The organism is Sphingobium subterraneum, from assembly GCF_014199435.1.
Lineage (GTDB): Bacteria > Pseudomonadota > Alphaproteobacteria > Sphingomonadales > Sphingomonadaceae > Sphingobium > Sphingobium subterraneum.
Genome location: NZ_JACIJP010000002.1, coordinates 173,171 through 192,522 on the forward strand (window position 1 = coordinate 173,171; position 19,352 = coordinate 192,522).

The 19,352-nt window shown below is 58.3% G+C and carries 17 protein-coding genes, 1 tRNA gene and 1 pseudogene; 3 read left to right on the forward strand and 16 right to left on the reverse strand.

Going from position 1 to position 19,352, the window contains the following annotated elements:
- The first annotated feature begins 93 nt into the window (after positions 1-93).
- Positions 94-914 (forward strand): annotated as a pseudogene (locus FHS92_RS07450) (transposase family protein).
- An 83-nt stretch (positions 915-997) separates the two neighbouring features.
- On the opposite strand, the gene FHS92_RS07455 reads toward FHS92_RS07450, so the two are convergent.
- The 5 genes from FHS92_RS07455 to FHS92_RS07475 all read right to left on the reverse strand — a co-directional run bounded on the left by FHS92_RS07455 (position 998) and on the right by FHS92_RS07475 (position 9,550).
- Positions 998-4,909 (reverse strand): rhamnan synthesis F family protein, encoded by a 3,912-nt coding sequence (locus FHS92_RS07455; RefSeq protein WP_184079165.1) that lies wholly within the window; start codon positions 4,907-4,909, stop codon positions 998-1,000.
- Complete coding sequence (locus FHS92_RS07460) at positions 4,906-5,853, reverse strand: phytanoyl-CoA dioxygenase family protein (RefSeq protein ID WP_184079167.1); 948 nt, start codon at positions 5,851-5,853, stop codon at positions 4,906-4,908. Before FHS92_RS07460 ends, FHS92_RS07455 begins: the two co-directional genes overlap by 4 nt.
- Positions 5,850-6,542: a DUF5672 family protein gene (locus tag FHS92_RS07465; protein ID WP_246351861.1), complete on the reverse strand. Its 693-nt coding sequence runs from the start codon at positions 6,540-6,542 to the stop codon at positions 5,850-5,852. Before FHS92_RS07465 ends, FHS92_RS07460 begins: the two co-directional genes overlap by 4 nt.
- A gap of 113 nt (positions 6,543-6,655) precedes the next feature.
- Positions 6,656-8,062 (reverse strand): glycosyltransferase family 2 protein, encoded by a 1,407-nt coding sequence (locus tag FHS92_RS07470; RefSeq protein ID WP_343056691.1) that lies wholly within the window; start codon positions 8,060-8,062, stop codon positions 6,656-6,658.
- A gap of 894 nt (positions 8,063-8,956) precedes the next feature.
- Entirely contained in the window at positions 8,957-9,550 is a 594-nt protein-coding gene (locus tag FHS92_RS07475; protein ID WP_184079171.1) for a hypothetical protein, read from the reverse strand.
- Here FHS92_RS07475 and FHS92_RS07480 point away from each other — a divergent pair.
- Positions 9,549-10,001 (forward strand): hypothetical protein, encoded by a 453-nt coding sequence (locus FHS92_RS07480; RefSeq protein ID WP_184079173.1) that lies wholly within the window; start codon positions 9,549-9,551, stop codon positions 9,999-10,001. The genes FHS92_RS07475 and FHS92_RS07480 overlap by 2 nt on opposite strands.
- 51 nt (positions 10,002-10,052) lie before the next feature.
- Here FHS92_RS07480 and FHS92_RS07485 read toward each other — a convergent pair whose 3' ends face one another.
- Complete coding sequence (locus tag FHS92_RS07485; RefSeq protein WP_184079175.1) at positions 10,053-10,697, reverse strand: hypothetical protein; 645 nt, start codon at positions 10,695-10,697, stop codon at positions 10,053-10,055.
- Positions 10,698-10,947: 250 nt separating this feature from the next.
- Here FHS92_RS07485 and FHS92_RS07490 point away from each other — a divergent pair.
- A tRNA-Gly gene (locus FHS92_RS07490) sits at positions 10,948-11,021 on the forward strand.
- A 46-nt stretch (positions 11,022-11,067) separates the two neighbouring features.
- Here the strand turns inward: FHS92_RS07490 and queE are convergent.
- From queE to FHS92_RS07540, 10 genes are all read right to left on the reverse strand, one after another.
- Positions 11,068-11,700, reverse strand: a complete 633-nt coding sequence (queE, locus tag FHS92_RS07495; protein ID WP_184079177.1) for a 7-carboxy-7-deazaguanine synthase — start codon at positions 11,698-11,700, stop codon at positions 11,068-11,070.
- Positions 11,697-12,392, reverse strand: coding sequence for a 7-cyano-7-deazaguanine synthase QueC (gene queC / locus FHS92_RS07500; RefSeq protein ID WP_184079179.1), 696 nt, complete (start codon positions 12,390-12,392; stop codon positions 11,697-11,699). Before queC ends, queE begins: the two co-directional genes overlap by 4 nt.
- A 45-nt stretch (positions 12,393-12,437) precedes the next feature.
- Entirely contained in the window at positions 12,438-12,857 is a 420-nt protein-coding gene (locus FHS92_RS07505; protein ID WP_184079181.1) for a DUF3617 domain-containing protein, read from the reverse strand.
- A 159-nt stretch (positions 12,858-13,016) separates the two neighbouring features.
- On the reverse strand, positions 13,017-13,925 hold the full coding sequence (gene hslO, locus FHS92_RS07510; protein ID WP_246351906.1) for an Hsp33 family molecular chaperone HslO: 909 nt from the start codon (positions 13,923-13,925) through the stop codon (positions 13,017-13,019).
- A gap of 87 nt (positions 13,926-14,012) precedes the next feature.
- Positions 14,013-14,942 (reverse strand): ornithine carbamoyltransferase, encoded by a 930-nt coding sequence (gene argF / locus FHS92_RS07515; RefSeq protein ID WP_184079185.1) that lies wholly within the window; start codon positions 14,940-14,942, stop codon positions 14,013-14,015.
- Positions 14,943-14,956: 14 nt separating this feature from the next.
- The gene (locus tag FHS92_RS07520; protein ID WP_184079187.1) at positions 14,957-16,156 is read right to left on the reverse strand and encodes an aspartate aminotransferase family protein; all 1,200 of its coding nucleotides are present in this window, start codon (positions 16,154-16,156) and stop codon (positions 14,957-14,959) included.
- Positions 16,157-16,293: 137 nt separating this feature from the next.
- Positions 16,294-16,689 carry a flagellar export chaperone FliS gene (locus FHS92_RS07525; RefSeq protein WP_184079189.1) on the reverse strand — a complete coding sequence of 132 codons (396 nt, stop codon included), beginning with the start codon at positions 16,687-16,689 and terminating at the stop codon, positions 16,294-16,296.
- Between the two features lie 23 nt (positions 16,690-16,712).
- Entirely contained in the window at positions 16,713-18,113 is a 1,401-nt protein-coding gene (fliD, locus tag FHS92_RS07530; RefSeq protein ID WP_184079191.1) for a flagellar filament capping protein FliD, read from the reverse strand.
- Positions 18,114-18,202: 89 nt separating this feature from the next.
- Positions 18,203-18,634, reverse strand: coding sequence for a hypothetical protein (locus FHS92_RS07535; protein ID WP_184079193.1), 432 nt, complete (start codon positions 18,632-18,634; stop codon positions 18,203-18,205).
- Positions 18,635-18,848: 214 nt separating this feature from the next.
- Complete coding sequence (locus FHS92_RS07540) at positions 18,849-19,322, reverse strand: NUDIX domain-containing protein (protein ID WP_184079195.1); 474 nt, start codon at positions 19,320-19,322, stop codon at positions 18,849-18,851.
- Positions 19,323-19,352 lie beyond the last annotated feature (30 nt).

Sequence of the window (19,352 nt, forward strand, 5' to 3'; positions counted from 1 at the left end):
GGACGCGATGGTGTTAATTTTTCATCATTGCAGCACGGGACCTATAGGACTGGTTTACTCGGCAGCACAAAAACACCCGCCATTTGAGAAGCGATACAGCAATCTCAAGCTTCGGTCGTGAGTCTTGCGAAGCAAAATGGAAACAACGAGAAGACTGCCCTGAAAAAGCGCAAGAAATAGTCGGTGGAAGACTTGCCGATGGGGCGGAAGGAGCGCCGCAGCACCGAGTTTTCGCCGATGGGTGCAGCCGTCATTATGGCACTATGCGTGCTGCCACGTCTTCCGCTGGACTGCGTCTGCAATGCCCGGAAGGACGTGATCTGGCAGTTGACGCACTCGTGGCTGCACCGCTACCTACCACGGCGCAGTATCGATCGATTGCCAAAATCAGGTCGCAAGAAACCCAAAAAGTTTGAGGATTACGCAATCGGCTATTTCCAAATTGACATTGACGAACTGCCCTAAGACGGCGAGAAAGGCTTTTCGTCCGTCACAGTGGATCACACTTCGAAGGTAGTCTTCGTTCGCGTATATCGCAAGGCGACAAGTTGGTCGTCTCCGCTTTCCTCAAAGCGCTGGACAAAACCGTGCCGTACAGGATCCGCACGGGCCTGACCGACGATGGGGTCCCATTCGTAGTTCGTTATCAGGAGATCTCGCAAACCTGGATCGGACGCATCTTCTGGCGCGCTTGCTAGAGAGCATCGCCTTACCAGGCCCTTTCATTCCTGGGCCGAGCCAAATGCATGGTGCGAACGATTAAGAACGACCGTCAAATCCTCTTGCCATGCTTCGATCCAGGAAGCACGGCAGCACGTCCGTGACTGCTGATCGCCCACAACTTTGCCAAGCAACTCGAGACTTTGAAGCTCACGATACTATACAAAGCCATTGAGGACCTCTGGAATTCATAACCAGATATCACTAGCGTCAAATCCAGCCCCCGTTTCTGAGAAAACACTTAAGAAAGGTTGGCAGCCATACAGCCCTTGGACCATCAGAGATACCACGCATTTTCCTTTGCCGTAGCTGCTATATCAAGCCTTTTTGTCGAGTAACCCGGATGCGAGGCAGGATCATTGTCCAACCATCGGCCCCAGCGTGAAAGGAACAGCGCCACTTCTTCACCAAGCTGAGGGGTTGATCCGCGAGAAGCTTTCTCCGCATGAGTGAACTGCGCATCTGGATTATAGACAATCTTATAGCCCATGTTGCGAATACGCAAACATAGATCGACATCGTTGAATTCCAAGCTGAACCTTTCGTCAAAACCGTTTATCCGCTTCAGGATAGACAGCCGGGTCGCAAAGACAGCGCCGGTGACGACTGACCATTCCCGTTGCGCAACGGCCCAGTCATTGTAGGTTTTCGCCTCATTCGGCCAGCCAAGCCAGGCATGGACGACCGTGCAAAATGCTGGAAACATGCCGACATGCTGTATGCTGCCGTCTGCATAATGGAGGCGAGCACCGACGCCACCGACGCTTTCATCAACCGCAAAACTCAGAAGGGCCTCCAGCCAGTTAGGCGTCGTTGGCAAGGCGTCATCGTTAAGGAAAATGATATGCTCGTCACTCGCTTCGCGCCAAAGCCTGTTCATTTTGGCTGAGTAGTTAAACGGTTCATCAAGTGGACGTGGCGTTTCGATCCTCTTGAGCTTGAATGGCCATGGGTGTTTGGCCCAATCCGGCACTCCCATAATGTCATCGCCCACCATCACAGTAATGCGATCCATTGGCCATGTCGCGCGCGCAATGTTCGTCAGCAGCGCCTCGATATAGGTTTCCGCCGATCTGGGCTGAAGCGTTCGCTGTGTGGGAATCACTATTGTGACGGTGGGATAACCTATGCTTGCGAATCTCCGTCGCTGTAGCAGTTGGCCGGGAACCCTTCCCTCAACCAGCGCAACATCAGCAAATCGCTTCTGAGACAAGAGGGCGGCATGGCGAGACCAAAGGTCAGGAACCGGGCGCTCCCCCGAATAGCCAATTAATACGTCTGCAATCCGTGAAATCACACCCCCTGCATCAGCTACACGCAATATCAGATCATATAGCACCGCTGTGCCGCACGATCTATTTAGGCCTTCAAGATCAGTCAGCATCTTCCGACGAACCGCAACCGGGGCGCCTATATAGTCCTGTGCAACTAGCAGCGTGTAATTGAAGTCCGGCTTAAGGTTGAGCCGATTGAGCATGTCTCCGCCCGCTGCAACGTCGTCGGCATAAAAGAGCGAAACGTCAGGTCTGTTTGTGGATGAAATGAGGAGCGAATAGTGGGCATCGGGAGAAATAAAAGCATTTCGCGGTGCGAATAAGAGCCAATCGTCCGGACTGCCTTCTGGGATTGCGTGACCGTCCCAAGACAGATCATTTTCCAGCGGCACCGGCACAATGCCCTCAGACCTCGGAAAATCGCAAAATCTTTTAGCGGATGAAAAATCGGGATTGACTTGGGGCGGCGGCTGAACATGGGCTATTTTCCTCTGCCCCCGCGTTAGGCCCTTCGGGACCCTGGAGTCTTCAATTGCTGCAGAAATACTTGCCTTAATCGTATCAGTTACGGCATCGTAGGATAGTCTATTGGTAATTTGGGTCTTTGCCGCCTTGCCGATGGAATAATCGCCGGACACTAACGCGTCTGCTGCTTTTACAAGCGCAGCGGCAAAGGCACCCTCATCCACCTTCGCCCAGCTATGGCCAATAAGATAATCTCCATAATTCCGATCCAGTGTCCACGTTGCTGCGGGGATAGGATAACCACATTTTTCGTCAAGAAAATCCCGAGTTCCAGAATAATCGGTCGCAACAACCGGCTTGCCAGCAGCCATAGCCTCAGCCACGGTCAGACCAAAGCCTTCGGAACAATGAGGCGATGCATAAATATCCGCTGCCGCCATCAAACTAATGATTTCGTCGGAATGGAATGACCCGTCAAGGATATGGACAGCAGGCGTTGCATCCGCAAGCTCGGCCAATGCTACCCCCGTTTCTGGCCGATCGTGAAGGTGCTTTGTCTTAAGAACCAGCGCCCAACCTCGTTCTGCCAAACCTGACATCGCAAAGGCCCGTATTAGTCCATCGGGATTCTTGCGAACGAGATTGCTGGCGCCATCAAAAATATAGAGAATTAGCCTCAGCTTCGGATCAATCCCGAACTGGTGCAATATGGCCTCCCGGTCTAAAATAGTTCTTGCGGGCACATGTACGGGATGCGGAACGACATCCACCGGCACGTTCATCTCGACGGAAAAGACACCTGCACAATAAGTGCTTGGCGCCCAAACCCTATCAACGGAGCGTAACTCTTGCTGCCAAGCTGGCGGCAACGTGTCCGTCTCCCAGACCCAATATCCGATCCGCTGCTTTGCAGAACGAATAATCGCGCGTTGTTCACTAGTTAGGAAGTTCCAGCAATCCGGATTTAGATGAACTATCGCAATATCGGGGCGGCCCCTGAAATCGATCGTTTCGACAGTGGGACATATCAGCCGATGAGTATGGAAAGGTTTGACAATAGGATAAGCATTTATACGCGCATCGAGGCGGTGGAGCGCACTGAGTATCTCACGACTAGCCGCCCCAAGTCCGTTTTCATAGTTCCATGGGCCGAAAAACGCGATCCGAAGCGGATGATCCTCAGTTATAGCGTCAAATTGCCGGATGTTGACTAGAAGCTCCCAATTCGGTCCGGGTGGGGCGGAGGAAAGTTCGGCGGCTCGAAGCGCGGAATGGACAAGCTCTACATCAAAACCAGCGTTCTTTAACACATGCGGCCATTGCTGCCTCACTTCTTTTAGGACCTCAGCCTGATCAGTGACTTTCTCAAATTTATCACGCAACATCAGAAGCTTGACGAAGGGAAAACCTTGCTCGATCAGCTCTCGCCAACTGAAGAATGTGGGGTTTGCCGAATAAGACCCCGCATACAAGGCTTGCACAGTAAGGCCGGCGGCTTGCATTTTAGTCGCGAAAGGCACCTCGTAGGTTCGGATTACCTCATCTTTGTCATCTATCCTGCGAAGTTCGCGCACGAAATGCTGAAATGCCCAAGAACTCAACGCCTTTGGTCTAAGTCCCAAGAAATAACTTTGCACATGCCAGCCATATTCATGACTGGCGGTGAGGGCTACAACGTCGGCGGTGCATTTTCGCACCCGAGTCATCATCGCCGCGAACAAATCGGTATCGACCGTGGGAACGACGCTGTCGTTCGTTATCACCAGCAAGCCTGCTCCAAAAAGCGCCGGAAAAATCTGCAAGGCATCTGTCCAAGCGCTAAAATCATATCCAGCATTATCACGTACTATGATGCCCGCAGCGACATTTATCTCCTTTTCAAGGAGTTCAAGCGGTTGATCGACAATCGCGACAAGCAGAACTTGAAGGCCTGCATTGGAAAGTTGTTCGATATACGGCAGAACATGCGGTTTCAGCCGACCTGTCGGCGCATGAGCGACAAGAACCGCTGCATCATTACCTGGAGTAAAAGCCAGTTCCTTTACGATAACTTGACGCGGCTCTTCCAGCTGCCCCCAATCAAAAGAGCCCTCCCTTCTGCACTGACGCCCCTCTGCACGCCCGTGCAAAATATAGTGCAAGAGGGGATTAAGGCCGGATGCGCCAACATCGGGATAGGTTGTTAAATAAAATCGCGTATCAAAGTTTGGCCCCGGATCGCGGCCTTCCTTATATCCGTGATGCAAGTAGTGATAAGTTGCAGTTTGCCCCTCAGAGACAACATCGGGATAGGTTTTCTCGTACCATTCCGCGTTGAACAAGCCATCTTGACGATTGGCAGGCGTAGCAATTAAAGCACTCAGCCTCTCAAAATCACGCTTGCTCCTTCTCAGTCTGACTTTTTTTATAAGAGCAAGGTAGAAGCTTCTGACGTTCTTTTTTTTGTTCATTTAATCAGATACTTTATTAATTTAGAAAAACGCGAGGGCTGAATGGCTTGGGGTCGTGGCGTTTTCGGTACTATCTCTCCCCTATGGCGGCATGGTCGGCTCAATCCATCCTGGATTGCCATCGGATTTCGCAAATGCAGTTCGCCTAATGCTTCGTCCGAAAATGCCGGCGTGTAGTAAATGCAATCATCAAAATAATAATGCGTCACCTGAGACCATCGGGTGAGGGTCAGATCGTTCTGGCGGCTGCCACCATGGAGAAGATTGGCGCACCAAATCAGCGCCTGCCCTTTGCGCGCAAGGAATGTCTCCGCTTGAGCATCATATGCTTCGCATAGCGCTTTCCAAGCCGGGCCATAGGGGTCCTGTGCTGATGAGAGATCACTGCCATAGCCCCGACGACCCACAAGCGCGTTGGTCATGATCGGCCAGCGATGTGAACCAGGATAATAGAACAGCGGACCAGCGTCAGCCCGAACATCTTCCAGCGCCACCCACACCCCACACATAAATCGCTCAGGCAGGCTGGAAAAATGCACGCAATCGGAATGCCCATCCTGCTGCGTGCCGACCGGAAAATTCAACGTTTGAAACGGAAACGCTGGGCGGCCATAAAATTTACCGAGCAGATCAAGCATTGTTCGATTGGCAGCAACCGCACGCACATCTTCGTCGAACTGCCAAGCGTCCTGTATGCGTCGCTCGCCATTCGTTTTATCGCTCTGCGGGTCTTCGAAATTGATCCCGTATCGTGGGCTCAGATGCGTTTTTATGCGCTCAATCCGTGCATCCAGCTCTGCATCAGGAAAATCGATTACCGCATAGCCTTTATCATGGAGGTTGTTGGCGACATGCTCCTCGTCTGCGGTCAGCCCCATCGCAGCTTTCAACTTAGGGAACAACGGGGACTCGATTAGCGGCAGACCGGGGAACGGATTATTCACAAGCAATCGCCCTTTCGATAACCAGAAGGCTTGAGACCGTCGATAATCATGCGACCTAAACGAGAAAAGCCATCTGATCCATGCCGGATATCTTTCGCAATAGCTCGAAAATCATGCCACACGGTTTTTCGGTCATCCAGCTCCAGGTAAACCTTCCAGAAATTGTCAATGCCAATTGCGCGGGGCATATTGAATACGCCATGATAGCCAAAGCTGACTGCCAGATCGCCTGCCCGTTCGACGGCAAACAGATCCGCGAGCGCCGGTGGGGCAAAGCGCATACCCTGACACTCCAGCCATGTTCGATTAGTCCGGCCAATAGCCGTATCCTCTGTATTGTCTTGCACGAATTCTGGCTGGCGGCACGCTTCCATCAGCCTGAGACTGCGCAGGGAGAAGCCGCCATTACCAACATCATGACCGTCGTCGAATTGCGGCCAGCGCGCGCCAATATAATCATAATCCAGAAATTCGGCGCGCCATCGACTAGCGTCGAGCACATGCCCGTCCCATTGCACAATCAAACAATGAGGGGTTGCCAAATGATCCACCAGCTGCTGCAGTAAGAACTGCGAATAGGCATTTGAAGAAACAAGGCGCGGAATGGGCACCACCTCTATCTTCGGATGTGACGGATGAACCTTAACATCCGTGAACAGCATACAAGCAAAAAAGTCGATCTGAGCCAAGCAAGTTTCCAACGCGCGCACCGTGGCGGCGACATTCACCGAGGTAGCCGCGCAAAGCGTAACCTGTGGCAGCGAGAGCCGTGTCCCAGACCTTGGCTGCCCTGTTTGCAATCTCAAAGCCTCACCACAAATTGCTCGCTTACTCTGCTAAGTTGCGGATGGTGATGCGGATCCGTCACCTCGTCAGTCCTCCACAACCTTTGTAACGCCGCCAGTTCCTTTTCAAAGCGAGCGGCTCCCACGGGGTCACGGTCCAGCCCACGGGATAATGACTCGTGATGGATGAGCTTCGCGCGCGGTTCGTAAAATGACTGCCAGCCCTTCTGGTTTAGCCGCATGCACAGATCGACGTCATTAAAGGCAACAGGAAAATTCTCCTCATCCAGCCCGCCTACTGCGAGGAAGCGCTCCCGCTCCACAACCAGACACGCCGCCGTCACCGCAGTTGTGAAATGTGGCAAGGCGTGCCGAAAGAAGTAGCCCTCCTCATTTGGGCGCACAAACCGATGAGCATGGCCTGCCGCATTGCCCATGCCGATCGCCACCCCCGCGTGCTGGATGCGTCCATCGGGATAGAGCAGTTGCGCGCCAACCGCGCCCACGTGATCGCGCTGCGCCTGTACAACCATGGTCTTTAGCCAGTCAGGCGTGATTATCTCAATGTCATTGTTAAGAAGGCAAACCAACTTGCCGTTCGCCTCGACCACCGCCCGATTGTTGATAGCGGAGAAGTTAAAGGCGCCACAATGATGTAACGTCCGATGACGCCTCGGATCTAACAAACTTAAATAATCGAGGGTTTCAGGATCGTCGCTATCATTATCGACAATAATAACCTCGATGTCGGGATAGTCGGTAGCTGCTACACCTTCGATGCAGGTCCGGAGCAGGTCGACCCGATTACGCGTCGGCACGATAATGGTAACGGGCGGCAAATTCTCTTCCACTATTTTCGGCATAGCAGGGAGGCGGGGCATCGGACGAGAACGCCGATGATGCAGCATGCGGCACAAATGCAGAGGCTTAGCCTCCTCAACCAGTGCGGCAGTCAGACTGCTCGCCCAATCAGTCTTAGCGGACACCGCTTCAAGATCTTCGCGATTGGCACGTAAAAGACAAGCGCCAGTCAGATAGTCAAAGTGGCGAAAAAGCTCACCGTTCCAATCAGGCTTGAAATGAGGCGTATGTGCCCGCCCCTTTCCATCAATGAGATCATCGTCCGCATATATTACTTTGGTTACACCTTCCGCATTCTCGATGGCCTTTTGATACGCTCCAACCGCACCCGGCGCGAGCGTGTCGCCTGCAGCAATCGGCATCAGCCAAGGTTGTCCATCCCAATTGATTAGCTTCGCTGCATCGGCCAGCGTCGGCACTTCAGGGGAGCCCACTTGTAAAACCGCTAGACCCTTCTCTCTCAGACTTCGCAACGTCTCTTCGAGCTCGCTAGCCTCCTTGGCAATTTCGACCAGTACAACCATCGGAGAAGCGATGACTTTCTTATCGATATCTTCGTCCACTGCGCCCGCTTGGAACAGCCACAGCCTATAGGCATTGGGGGCTCGACCGCACAACGACGCGAATTGATACTGAGACCGAAGTTTCTTTCGACACACCTTCCACCAGAACGCCGTCAGATAATTGTAAGGCTCCTTACGAAGCGCTTGCCAATGTACGGACGCTACAAGCAGCCTGCTCTCCCACTTTCTGTATCTGTTCACGGTTCGCGTCGATTGCATATGGAAGCGCGATAGCCGATGCTCGAGCACTGGCAAAGCAAAAGGCTATCAGTTCCCGAAATTCTTGCTGGGTCATTTTGGCTCGAGATTCAGCGCAAACGAATGAACTTCAGCAAAACTTCTGAACGTGTGTTGATTGGGCCAACAAGTCCGAGGTCGCCATGATCAAGGACACACTTCCCGTCACGCATATATCACCCTATGGATTTGCGCGGTCTAATGCGGCACCCCGCTTGCCACTCGCTATCGAGGCAAATAAAGCAGCTGTTGCTACCTTCCAAACACTCATCTCGGCATATCTCGCCTCGAAGGATTGGCGTAGCTCGCCGGCCGCACGCGTTGTGTCTAGGCATTCATAGTCGAAGCATCCGGGATCAATGGAGTGGTTTCCCCGTCAGTCTCTGGTCCGAACTGCTACACCTTCAGGCCATCCTCACTTGGCGCGATGAGCGCCTGTCTGCAGCACACTGCAGATCACAGCTTCACCTTGCTCCTGCAATGCAGCTCTCGACCGTCCAGTACGAAGCAATCGCAACGCGTATAGAATCTAATAAGCCCACTTCCACGTCTTCGCGGTTGTTTCAGACCGTTTTTGATAAGCTTGCGACCGGCCACTTTGTAATCGGCATACACAATGTTGGGCGATTGCTTCGCCAAGGGCTCAAGAAGGCCAGCTTATCCGTTAAAGGCGACATCTTCCGTCCAGCGAACTAGGATTGCAGCTTGCTCTTCCTTGCTATCCAGCGCCTCGCTGCGGGCCATGTCCTGGGCTGCTGCCATTATGTCGGCACTGGCCGACCCAGCCTGCCTATATTCGCCGCCTTCCGCCAAGCTGCTTGCCCAGGTACGGAACAATGCCCAGCTTCCGTCAGTGCGGCACGCAATGCCGGACGTAGTGCCTGACGCAAATCCGCGGCAATAGCGTCCACCATTGTCCTTAAAAGAGAGCAGGATTTTTACCGGTCGCCGATCCTCTGGGGCTGAGGTGGGCTGGGTGGTGAGCGCCGCGTCGAGTGCGCCGCTGGCAACAAGCTGCCCTCTCACGCTGCGCACCGGTGCGTCTGACGGAAGCTGTCCACCGATCACCAGTCCGGTCGCCAGCGACGCGGCGATGGCGCCACCCATCGCCCAGCGCGGCGTAACGACGGCTGTACGGCGGTGGCGCTCATCCCTCGCCGCGCGTTCGCCCAGTCCACGATCTTCCTGCTTGGAATCTGCCGCTCTTTCTGAAAGGTTAAGCCTGTATCGTTGCAGGATGGAGGGGCACATGGGTCAAGGGTTTATAAGGTCGGCCATCCTCGTTGGCAGCATGGTCGTTGGATCGACCGTGCAGGCACAGACCGTCAAGCTTCCGATATCGGAAGGCGTCTGGGTCAAGACCGATACGCAATGTGGCGCGGCCTACATGGTCCGCGTCTATGCCGCGGGCCGGTTCGGCGATGTCTATTTCTATGGCCCCAACCAGGCGATGGGACCGGCCAACGAAACGGAAGTTCTCATCAAGACGACGCCCGGCAAGAACGGATTTACTGTGGTCAACGAGGGGCCGCTCGAGGTTTCGGCACGTCCCAAAGGACAGGCGGTTGTCCGGGCGGTCTCGCTCAGCGAGGGCGTTCAGTGGAGCGAGCCCATGAAGCTCTGTGCTCCGAACGCGCTTTCGCCAAAGATGCGTGCTGCGCTCCTTCGTTTGCGGCTTCTGCCGACGCCAAAGCGGCCCTAGCCCACTGCCGTACTCGCGCGGCCGATGGCCAGTGCGCGGGCCGCGAGCCGGTTAATCCTCCCCTCGCCGGAAACGCATGTCCCCTTCCCGGCGATGCAGGATCACGCTGTCCTCTTTTGCTTCCAGGCACGCGGCCTCGAAATCGACGACGCCCAGATCATTGGGCGTGAGAACGACATGCATCATGCCGCGATCCGCCGTTTCGAAAGCGATTCGGGCCGACGCCAGCTGATGCATCGGAACGCTCAGTTCGACCCAGCGCGGCAATCGGGCGTCGCCTTCCGGCATCGACCAGCCATAGTCCTGGGTATAGCCTTCCAAAGGCTCGCCACTGTCAAAGCCCATGCGAAAATCCACACCTGCAATCCCTCGCCCATCAGGCCAGGTGACCAGCAGCGTCGGCACGGCCCCATCGACTGGGAGGATCGGAGCCTTGGCAAACACGGGTGCCAGCGGCTTGGGCTCGGTAAACAGACAGGCACGTCCGCCGATCATCTCCCAGCGCCCCTGCGCCCGCTCGTCGAGCGCACCTGCGGCGAGGCCATATTCGAACCGACCATCGCGTGTCAGCACGAGTTCGCCCGCTACATCCGGCCCTTCGGCAACACGATAATGACCGACGACAACCGACGAGGCGCACGCGAGGTGGGGCAGCAGCCCGAGTGTCGCACTCGCTATAAGAAGAATGGCCCGCATAAAGTTGGTTTAGGCCCAGCGGGGATCGTATGCGAGAAATTTTACGTCACCGTGACAGACGACCGCTGTGCGGCAGCCTGGGTGAGCGGCCGCCACCCTGACCACGACATTTCGAGTTTCATTGACGAAGAAAGGCCCGCCCGCTAATGCCGCGCAGCCTCGACACTCGGAACCATGTCAGACATCTGACATGACCAATGTCAGAACAAAATGAAGATGAACGCAATAAATCGTTTATTTTCAACACCTTGCGGGTGTAGCTCAATGGCAGAGCAGAAGCTTCCCAAGCTTACGACGAGGGTTCGATTCCCTTCACCCGCTCCAACTTTCCCAAAGAATGCCCGACCCTTTGTAGTCCCGCGCTCACATCCTACCGCAGGCCCAGCGCCTTGTGGTTTTGCAGGCTCAGCCGCCATTGCGGGTGTGCCATCACGAAATCGATGCACGCGCGGACATTCTCCTCGCCGCGCGCATCGTCCATAGGCTGGATGAGGTGGTGGTCGAATGCCCAGCTTTCCATCGCCGTGCTGTCGCTGCCCGGTTGCGGCCAGACGAGCTTGAGCTCGTTGCCGGACCGCTGCACCACGTCACTGGCCGCCTTGGGGCTGACGCAGATCCAGTCGATGCCAGGATGCGCGGGGAGCGTGCCGTTGGTCTCGATCGCGATTTCGAAGCCGCGCGCATGCAGCGCGTCGACCAGCGCATCGTCGACCTGCAGCATCGGCTCGCCCCCGGTGAGCACGACATAGCGCAGGCCGCGCTCCTCCCCCCAATGGCCCTCCGCCGCCCGGGCGAGCGCTTCGGCGTCGGCAAACTTGCCCCCGCCCGCGCCGTCGGTCCCCACGAAATCCGTGTCGCAAAAGCGGCAGATCGCGTGCGCGCGGTCCTGCTCCCGGCCGGACCACAGATTGCATCCGGCAAAGCGCACGAACACCGCGCGGCGCCCCGCACGCATCCCTTCGCCCTGCAACGTCAGGAACATCTCCTTGACGGCGTAGCTCATGCGTAGCGGGTCGGGTCGGGCAGACCGGCCTCGGCAAAACCCCGCGAGCGCAGGCGGCAGCTGTCGCACTGCCCGCAATGCAAGCCGTCCGGGGTCGGATCGTAGCAGGACCAGCTCAACCCCGCGTCCAGCCCCAGCCGCGCCGCTTCGCGCGCAATGTCCGCCTTGCTCATATCCTGAAGCGGCGTATTGATCCGCACCGGCGCGCCCTCCACACCCGCCTTGGTGGCGAGCGCAGCCATCGCCTGAAACGCCGCGATGAATTCGGCCCGGCAATCGGGATAGCCGGAATAATCGAGCGCATTGACGCCGATATAGATGTCGCGAGCGCCGGTCACCTCGGCAAAACCCAGTGTCAGCGAGAGGAAAATGGTGTTGCGCGCCGGAACATAGGTCACCGGGATCCCGCCATCCTCTTGTGTGCCCGCACCGTCCTTGGGCACGGCAATGCTGTCGGTCAGTGCCGATCCGCCGAACGCGGTCAGATCGAGCGGCAGCACGATATGGCGTTCCACGCCCAGCACCTGCGCGATGGCGCGCGCGGCGTTCAGTTCGACCCGGTGACGCTGGTTATAGTCGATGGTCAGCGCGTAGAGATCATGCCCCGCTTCCCGCGCGAGGGCCGCCGCGACGAAACTGTCCATGCCGCCGGACAGCAGCACCACCGCCCTTGATTGTGCCGAAACGCTCATGGAAGCGCGCTAGCGCCAACGCTGCCCTTGCGCAAGCGTCGCGGGTCAGGGGCAATTGCCGACGCGGCGCCCTTCCAGCGCGAGGGAAAAGGGAGCGCCATTTGCCACCCCCTGCGCGTCAATCTGTACCAGGCGCGATGTTTCCACGCGCAGATCGGTGCGGCCGCTGCCCGCGCCATTGCATTGGTAGGTGACGGCCGCCCGGCTGGCCTCGTCCGCCACCACGAAGCGCGAACAGCTGGCGCGCGGATGGCCGACCTGCATCAGTTGGGCAGGATCGCCGACACACACCTTGCGCGGCTGGCGTTCGGGCGGCGTACGACCGCGCTCGCGCAGTTCCCACTGCCCCTTTTCCAGGCCGTGGAGCGCCAGCATACCCGCCGCTTTGGGCGCAGATCCCCCGGGCGCCATCGCCGCGACGCATCCCAGCATCACGCCACCGAGTAACAGAATTCGCCATTTCATCTGGACCATTGCCCGCCAAATCCCCCGCATCCGCTCTGCCGTGACCGGCTTTCGAGCACACTCCACGCCCCTGTATGACAGAGTCTTATCAAAAAAATGCGGCAAATATGAGGGCAAAAGCGGACCCGCATCTGTCCCATTCAGGCGCACGGAACACGCCTATTGCGTGAGGCTCGCCAATGAGACCGGGAAAATGCGGGAGCAAAAGGCGCAGTCGACATTGATGTTGCCCGCCTCATCCGCCATGTCGGTCCGCTCGTCGGCGGGAAAGCGGCCCAGCACGTCGCGGATATGCGTAAGGTCGCACCGGCACCCCCGCGTCAGCACATGGTCGTCGTTGACGCGCACTTCCTCTTCCTCGTGGAACAGGCGCCACACGATGTCGGACAGGCCGAGCTCCGGGTTGGTCAGTTCGTCCGACTTTACCGTACTCGCCAGCGCCTGCACATGCTCCCACTCGGGATGGTCATGGCGCACATGCAGCCGTTCGCGCCCGACTTCGCCCTCGGGAAGATGCTGGATAAGGACGCCGCCCGCAATGCAGCCTCCATTGGGGCCATGGCGCACATCGATCTGCACGAAGCTCGGGATCTGTTCGGACTGGCTGAAATAATATTCCGCCGCCTTGCCCAGCGACTCGCCCTCCAGCGGGACGATGCCTTGATAACGCGTGGCCTCCGCTCCTGCGCTCGCCGCCTGGTCGAAGGTAATCGCCAGATAGCCCTTGCCGAACAGGCCGAAGAGGCTGGGATCGCTGCCCATTTCCGCCAGCCGGTCCGCGTCGAACTGCACATAGCCGCGCACCGCACCGGCCTTATAGTCCGCGACAAGCAGGCTGACGACGCCCGCCTCGGTCTGCGCCTGCAGCGTCATCTGCCCGGCATCATCCTTGAGCGTCGTCCCCAGCAGGGCGGCAAGCATCAACGCTTCGGCCAGCAGGCGTTCGATCGCCGGTGGATAGGCATGGGCGGAGAGCACCTCGTCGAGCACCGGGCCGAGCCGCGCGACCCGCCCCCGCACATGGCGGGACGGGATCGTAAAGCCCTGTACCCGGTCGATTTCGCTCATGGTCACGGATTGTCCTTCATTCTGCATGACCGGAAGATGGGGATGCCCACCATCACTTCCAACCCGCCGCCGGTCCCGCCGTGCGCGTCACCCCAATTTGCCGAGCGCCCATAGCAGCACCGATTTCTGGGCGTGAAGGCGGTTTTCCGCCTCGTCCCACACCAGCGATTGCGACCCGTCGATCACCGCGTCCACCACTTCCTCACCGCGATGGGCGGGCAGGCAGTGGAGGAACTTCGCGGTCGGTTTGGCGAGCGCCATCAGGCGTTCGGTCACCTGATAGGGCGCCATCGCCGCTAGCTTCTCTTCGGCATGGTCCTGCCCCATCGACACCCAGGTGTCGGTCACCACCACATCCGCATCCCGCACCGCTTCTTCCGGGTCCTGCGTCAGACCGATGTCGACGCCGAACTTCATCGCTTCGGCCGCAAACAGGGGGTTGGGTTCGAACCCTTCCGGGCACGCGACGGCGACATGGAAGCGCATCAGCCCCGCCGCCTCGATGATCGAGTGCAGGACATTATTCCCGTCGCCCAGCCACGCCCATTTCGATCCCGGCAGCGCCAGCCCATGCTCGATCACCGTCATCAGGTCCGCCATGATCTGACAGGGGTGCGACAGGTCGGTCAGGCCGTTGATGACCGGTACGCTCGAATGTGCAGCCATTTCCTCGACTTTGGCATGGTCGTCCGTCCGCACCATGACGGCGTCGCACATGCGCGCAAGGACGCGGGCGGTGTCCGCCACCGTTTCCCCACGCCCGAGCTGTGTGGTCCCGGCGTCAAGGATGACGCTGCTCCCGCCCAGCTGCCGGATCGCCATATCGAAGCTGACACGCGTGCGGGTCGAGTTCTTCTCGAACACCAGGGCGAGTGTGTGACCCGCCAGCGGCGCATCGGCGTCGACCGCACCCTTGGGCTTGCCCGCACGCGCTGCCTTCCGGTCCATCGCATCGTTCAGCATCGCCGCGATGGCATCGCCGCCCGCATCGGAGAGATTGAGAAAATGTCTCGTCATGGGCGCGCCTCCCGTCAGGCAGCAGCGGGCGGAACATAGTCCCGCGCGCCCGCCGACAGCTTTTCGATGCACTCCGCGATATGGCTCTCGTTGATGACGAGCGGCGGAAGGATGCGCACGACATTATCGCCCGCCGCCACAGTCAGCAGCCCATGCCGGTCGCGCAGATGGGCGACGAAGCCGCGGCTGTCGCTCTTGAGCTTGATACCGAGCATCAGACCCATGCCACGCACGCTCTCGAACAAGGCGTCATGATTGGGGATCATCTGCTCCAGAGCACCCCGCAGCCGTTCACCCATGGCACGCACATGCTCCAGAAACGCGGGCTCGGAAATGATACCCCACACCGTGCTGCCGACTGCCATCGCCAGCGGATTGCCACCATAGGTCGACCCGTGCGTGCCCGCGACCATGCCCTTGGCCGCTTCCTCGGTCGCGAGGCATGCGCCGAGCGGGAAACCCGCGCCGATGCCCTTGGCCACCGCCATGATGTCCGGCGTCACGCCATATTGCTCATGCGCGAACAGCGTTCCCGTCCGCCCGACGCCGCATTGTACCTCGTCGAGGATCAGCAGCAGGCCGTGCGCATCGCACAGCGCCCGGATACCCTGCAGGAACTCCTGCGTGGCGGGCAGGATACCGCCCTCACCCTGCACCGGCTCCAGCATGAAACCCGCCGTGTTCTCGTCGATCGCCGCTTCCGCCGCCGCAAGGTCGTTGAAAGCAAGCACTTCGAAGCCGGGCAAGAGGGGTTCGAACCCGTCGCGCATCTTGGGCTGATTGGTGGCCGAGATCGTGCCCAGCGTCCGCCCGTGAAAGGCGTTGGCGAACGTGATGATCTTGTGCCGATGGGCCTCGCCGTTGGCATAATGATAGCGCCGGGCGGTCTTGATCGCGCATTCGACCGCTTCCGCGCCCGAATTGGTGAAGAACACCGTATCGGCGAAGGTCGTATCGACGATCGTCTGCGCCAACTTCTCGCCCTGCGGACTGCCGTACAGGTTGGACACATGCATCAGCGTTGCCGCCTGGTCGGCGATCGCCTTGACCAGCCGCGCATCGCCATGGCCCAGCGCATTCACGGCAATGCCGCTCGCGAAGTCGAGATAGCGCTCGCCGCGCTCACCGAACAGATAGCACCCCTCGCCTCGCACCGGACGCACATCGCACCGGGGGTAAACGGGCATGAGCGGCGTGATCGAAGTCGACGACATGGGGCCTTCCCTTTCTGCTGTGCTGGATACGCTGATCCGGTCAAACGCAAAAAGGCGACCCCCGCCGGGCCGCCCTTCGCGAAGCGAGCCTATAGATTGGCCGCCTTCTTACGTCAACTCCGTGAGGGGACCGTCCCTTAGCCGATCTTCGCCCATGCGTCGGCGATTTCCCCAACGATCGCGCGCGCCTTGCGCGTTTCAGCCGAGGTGCGGTTCTGGACCGACAGCAGCATCAAACGCCGCGCTTCGCGGTAGATCTGCGCCAAGCCGATGGCGATATCCCCGCCCCGCTCAAAGTCCAGGCTGGTTTCGAGAGCGTGCACGATGGCCATGGCGCGCGCATGCTTGTCGTTGGCCTTCGCCTGATCCTGCTGGTCCTGCGCCAGCGCGGAAGCATCCATCGCCAGCAGCAGCTCGTCAAACAGGATCTTGACCAGTCCATGCGGAGTGGCGCTTTCGATCCGGCTTCCGGCATGAACGGCGGCGTAGCGGCGCCCTGCGGCCCCGGCGAATCCCTGTTGTGAATAGTACATAGGTCCTCTGGTCCTGTTTGGGGTCATTCTTTGCTGTTGGTCCACATCTTGACCTGCTGCTCAAGATAGCTCTGGGTTGCCTTGAAGGCCGAGAGCTGCGCGTCCATCTTGGTGTAGACGGTGTTCAGGCGCTCTTCGTAATCGGTCATGTCGGTGTTGAGCTTGTCGAGCTGCTTGGACAATTCGGTCTTCAGAGCCTCATATTTTGCCTGATCGGCCTTCAGTACGCCGCCGTCCTGTTCCAGATTGTCGACCACGGCTTTCACCGCACCGGCGATGCCGGGGTTGCTCGCCGTAGGTGCGGACGGGTTGAGAAGCTGCGTAACGGCAGTCGGATCAGCGGCGATCGCGGCGTCGAGCTTGGTGGTATCGACGAGCAGCGTGCCGTCCTGATAGGTCTTGATGCCCAGATCGCCAAGCGTCCGATAGGGGCCGCTTGTGGCAAGCGTCGTCGTTGTCAGGCGCGACAGCTGGTTCAGCATGGCCCGCGCTGCCGGATCGCCGGCGAGTGCCCCCGATTCAGACGGCGTCTTGCCGACTGCCGTCGCGCTGTTGAGCGCGCTGCGCAGCGTGTTGTAGGCGCTCACGAATTCGGTAACGAGGTCCTTCATCGTGCTGGTCGGCTCATTGCTGGCCAGTGTGACCAGCGTTCCGGGCGCCGCCTTGTTAAGGTCGATGCGGACATAGGGGATCGCGGTCTTCAGGACATTGCTGTCGTTCTGCATCTCGACATTGTCGATCATGACAATGCTGTCCAGCGCATCCTGCTTCTTCGTCATGCCGCCGGTCGTGCCGTCAAATGTAAAGCGCTGCAGGTCGACATCTGCCGTGCCGCTGTTGGTCAAGGTGAACGCGTTGGCGTCGCCTGTCTCCCCCTTCAGCACCAGCCGCGAGCCCCGGTTGTCGGTCACAACGGTGGCGGTTACGCCCGCTCCCGCATTATTGATCTCCGCGGCGAGACCGCTCAACGAATTGTTCAGGCCGGTGATGGTGATGGCATGCGGCCCCGACGCGGTCGTCAGCGTCAGCGTGCCCAGGCCAACCGCCGTCGCGGCATTGACCAGGGACGCGGACTCCAGCGTCTGCCCGGCCGCCAGCTGCTTCACTTCGATCTGCGCGGGAAGGCCCTTGGGCACACCACCCGCGATAAGGCTGACAGCGACAATGCTGGGATCGTTCGACACCGGCTGACCCGAAAAATCGCTTTGCTTGAGGGTATCGGTCAGCGTGGTCGAGAAGGCATCCAGCGCGCTCTTCGCCGACGCCAGCGCGGAAATCCGCGTGTCGTTGAGGGTGATGCGGTTGTTGAGGACCTTTTGCTTGGGATCGCGCGCCGCGCTGACCAGGCTGCTCACCAGCGCGGTAGTATCAATACCCGATCCAAACCCCAGAAGGTTGGAAATATTGCCACCAATGCTCGTCATGCGTGTCCCTTTCAAAGCAGGAGAACGGCGGCATGTGGGGAAAGTTTAGGGTGTCGGCGGTGTATTTTTTCGTGCCGAACGGATTAATGCTAGGCCAGTACCTGCTCGACGGTGCCGACGTTGACGTTGGCCTGCGCCGCCTGCGCGAGCATCGCCTGCTCAGCAATGTCGTGCGCGACCGCAAGGGCATGTTCGATCATTTCCCGGCTCGCCGGGAACAACGGCACAACCACCACCGGCGGAGGAATCATCGATCCGATCTGGGCGTCGGCCCGTTCGACGGACTCCGCAGAGGGCACCTTGTCCGCGTTCAGCCGCGACAGGATGTCGGCGACGCGCGCCTGGACCTTCGCATAGTCGGATGCGCTCGCCATATGTTCCTGGCGGGCCTGCTCGTTGCGCGCTTCGGTGTCCAGATCCTGTCCGGACTGGGCCGAGGCGCCACCCGCCTGCACAGATACAACCGGCGCGACAGTGCGCACGGCGCCGCGATCCGGCGCGATGGAATCGATTCGAGGCACGAAATCATTCATGGCACCACCATTAGACGGTGGACGTAAAGGGAGTGCGGACAGAGAGGATTAAAGAAAAATTCAGGATATTTGGGGCGGCGACGTCACTCAGCTGTTCCAAGCCCCGGCATAGCGTGGACAAATTTAGCCCTGAATGATGCCCGCTTTTGAAGAACATTCAGAGCCAGTTGCGTGTCGGAAGCGTTGTGGGAAACGGAAATTTCTACCATTGCCCAGCCCCGGTCAGGCCGGCCCGGTATTCGGCAATACGACGAGCAGTTGCTGGCGATAGCGAACTGGGAACCTGATCTAAAGCGAACCAACGTGCTTCTTCGATTTCGTTGACATCGACATTTGGAATGAGCTCATCACCATTTGACAGGACTCGTACGACAAAAATGATGATATGATCGTCTTTTGCTTCATTGCGGCTGTGATAAGCTCCTAGCACACGCTCAATGTGTGGATCTCGAAGCGCCAATTCTTCACTCAGCTCGCGCGTCAATGCAGCCGAAATACTTTCGCCTCGGTTCACCCCTCCACCAGGAAGATACCATTGGTCAATGTAGGTGTGGCGAACCAGCGCGATGCGATCCATGTGATCAAGAACTACGGCACGAACGCCGATTGTGCGCGGTCGCGTTATACGGAATGCTAAACGCATCACTGTGCCGATAAGGCGATGCCGCAAGGCCATCAATGCCGCTCACTTTTTAAAGCAACAGTA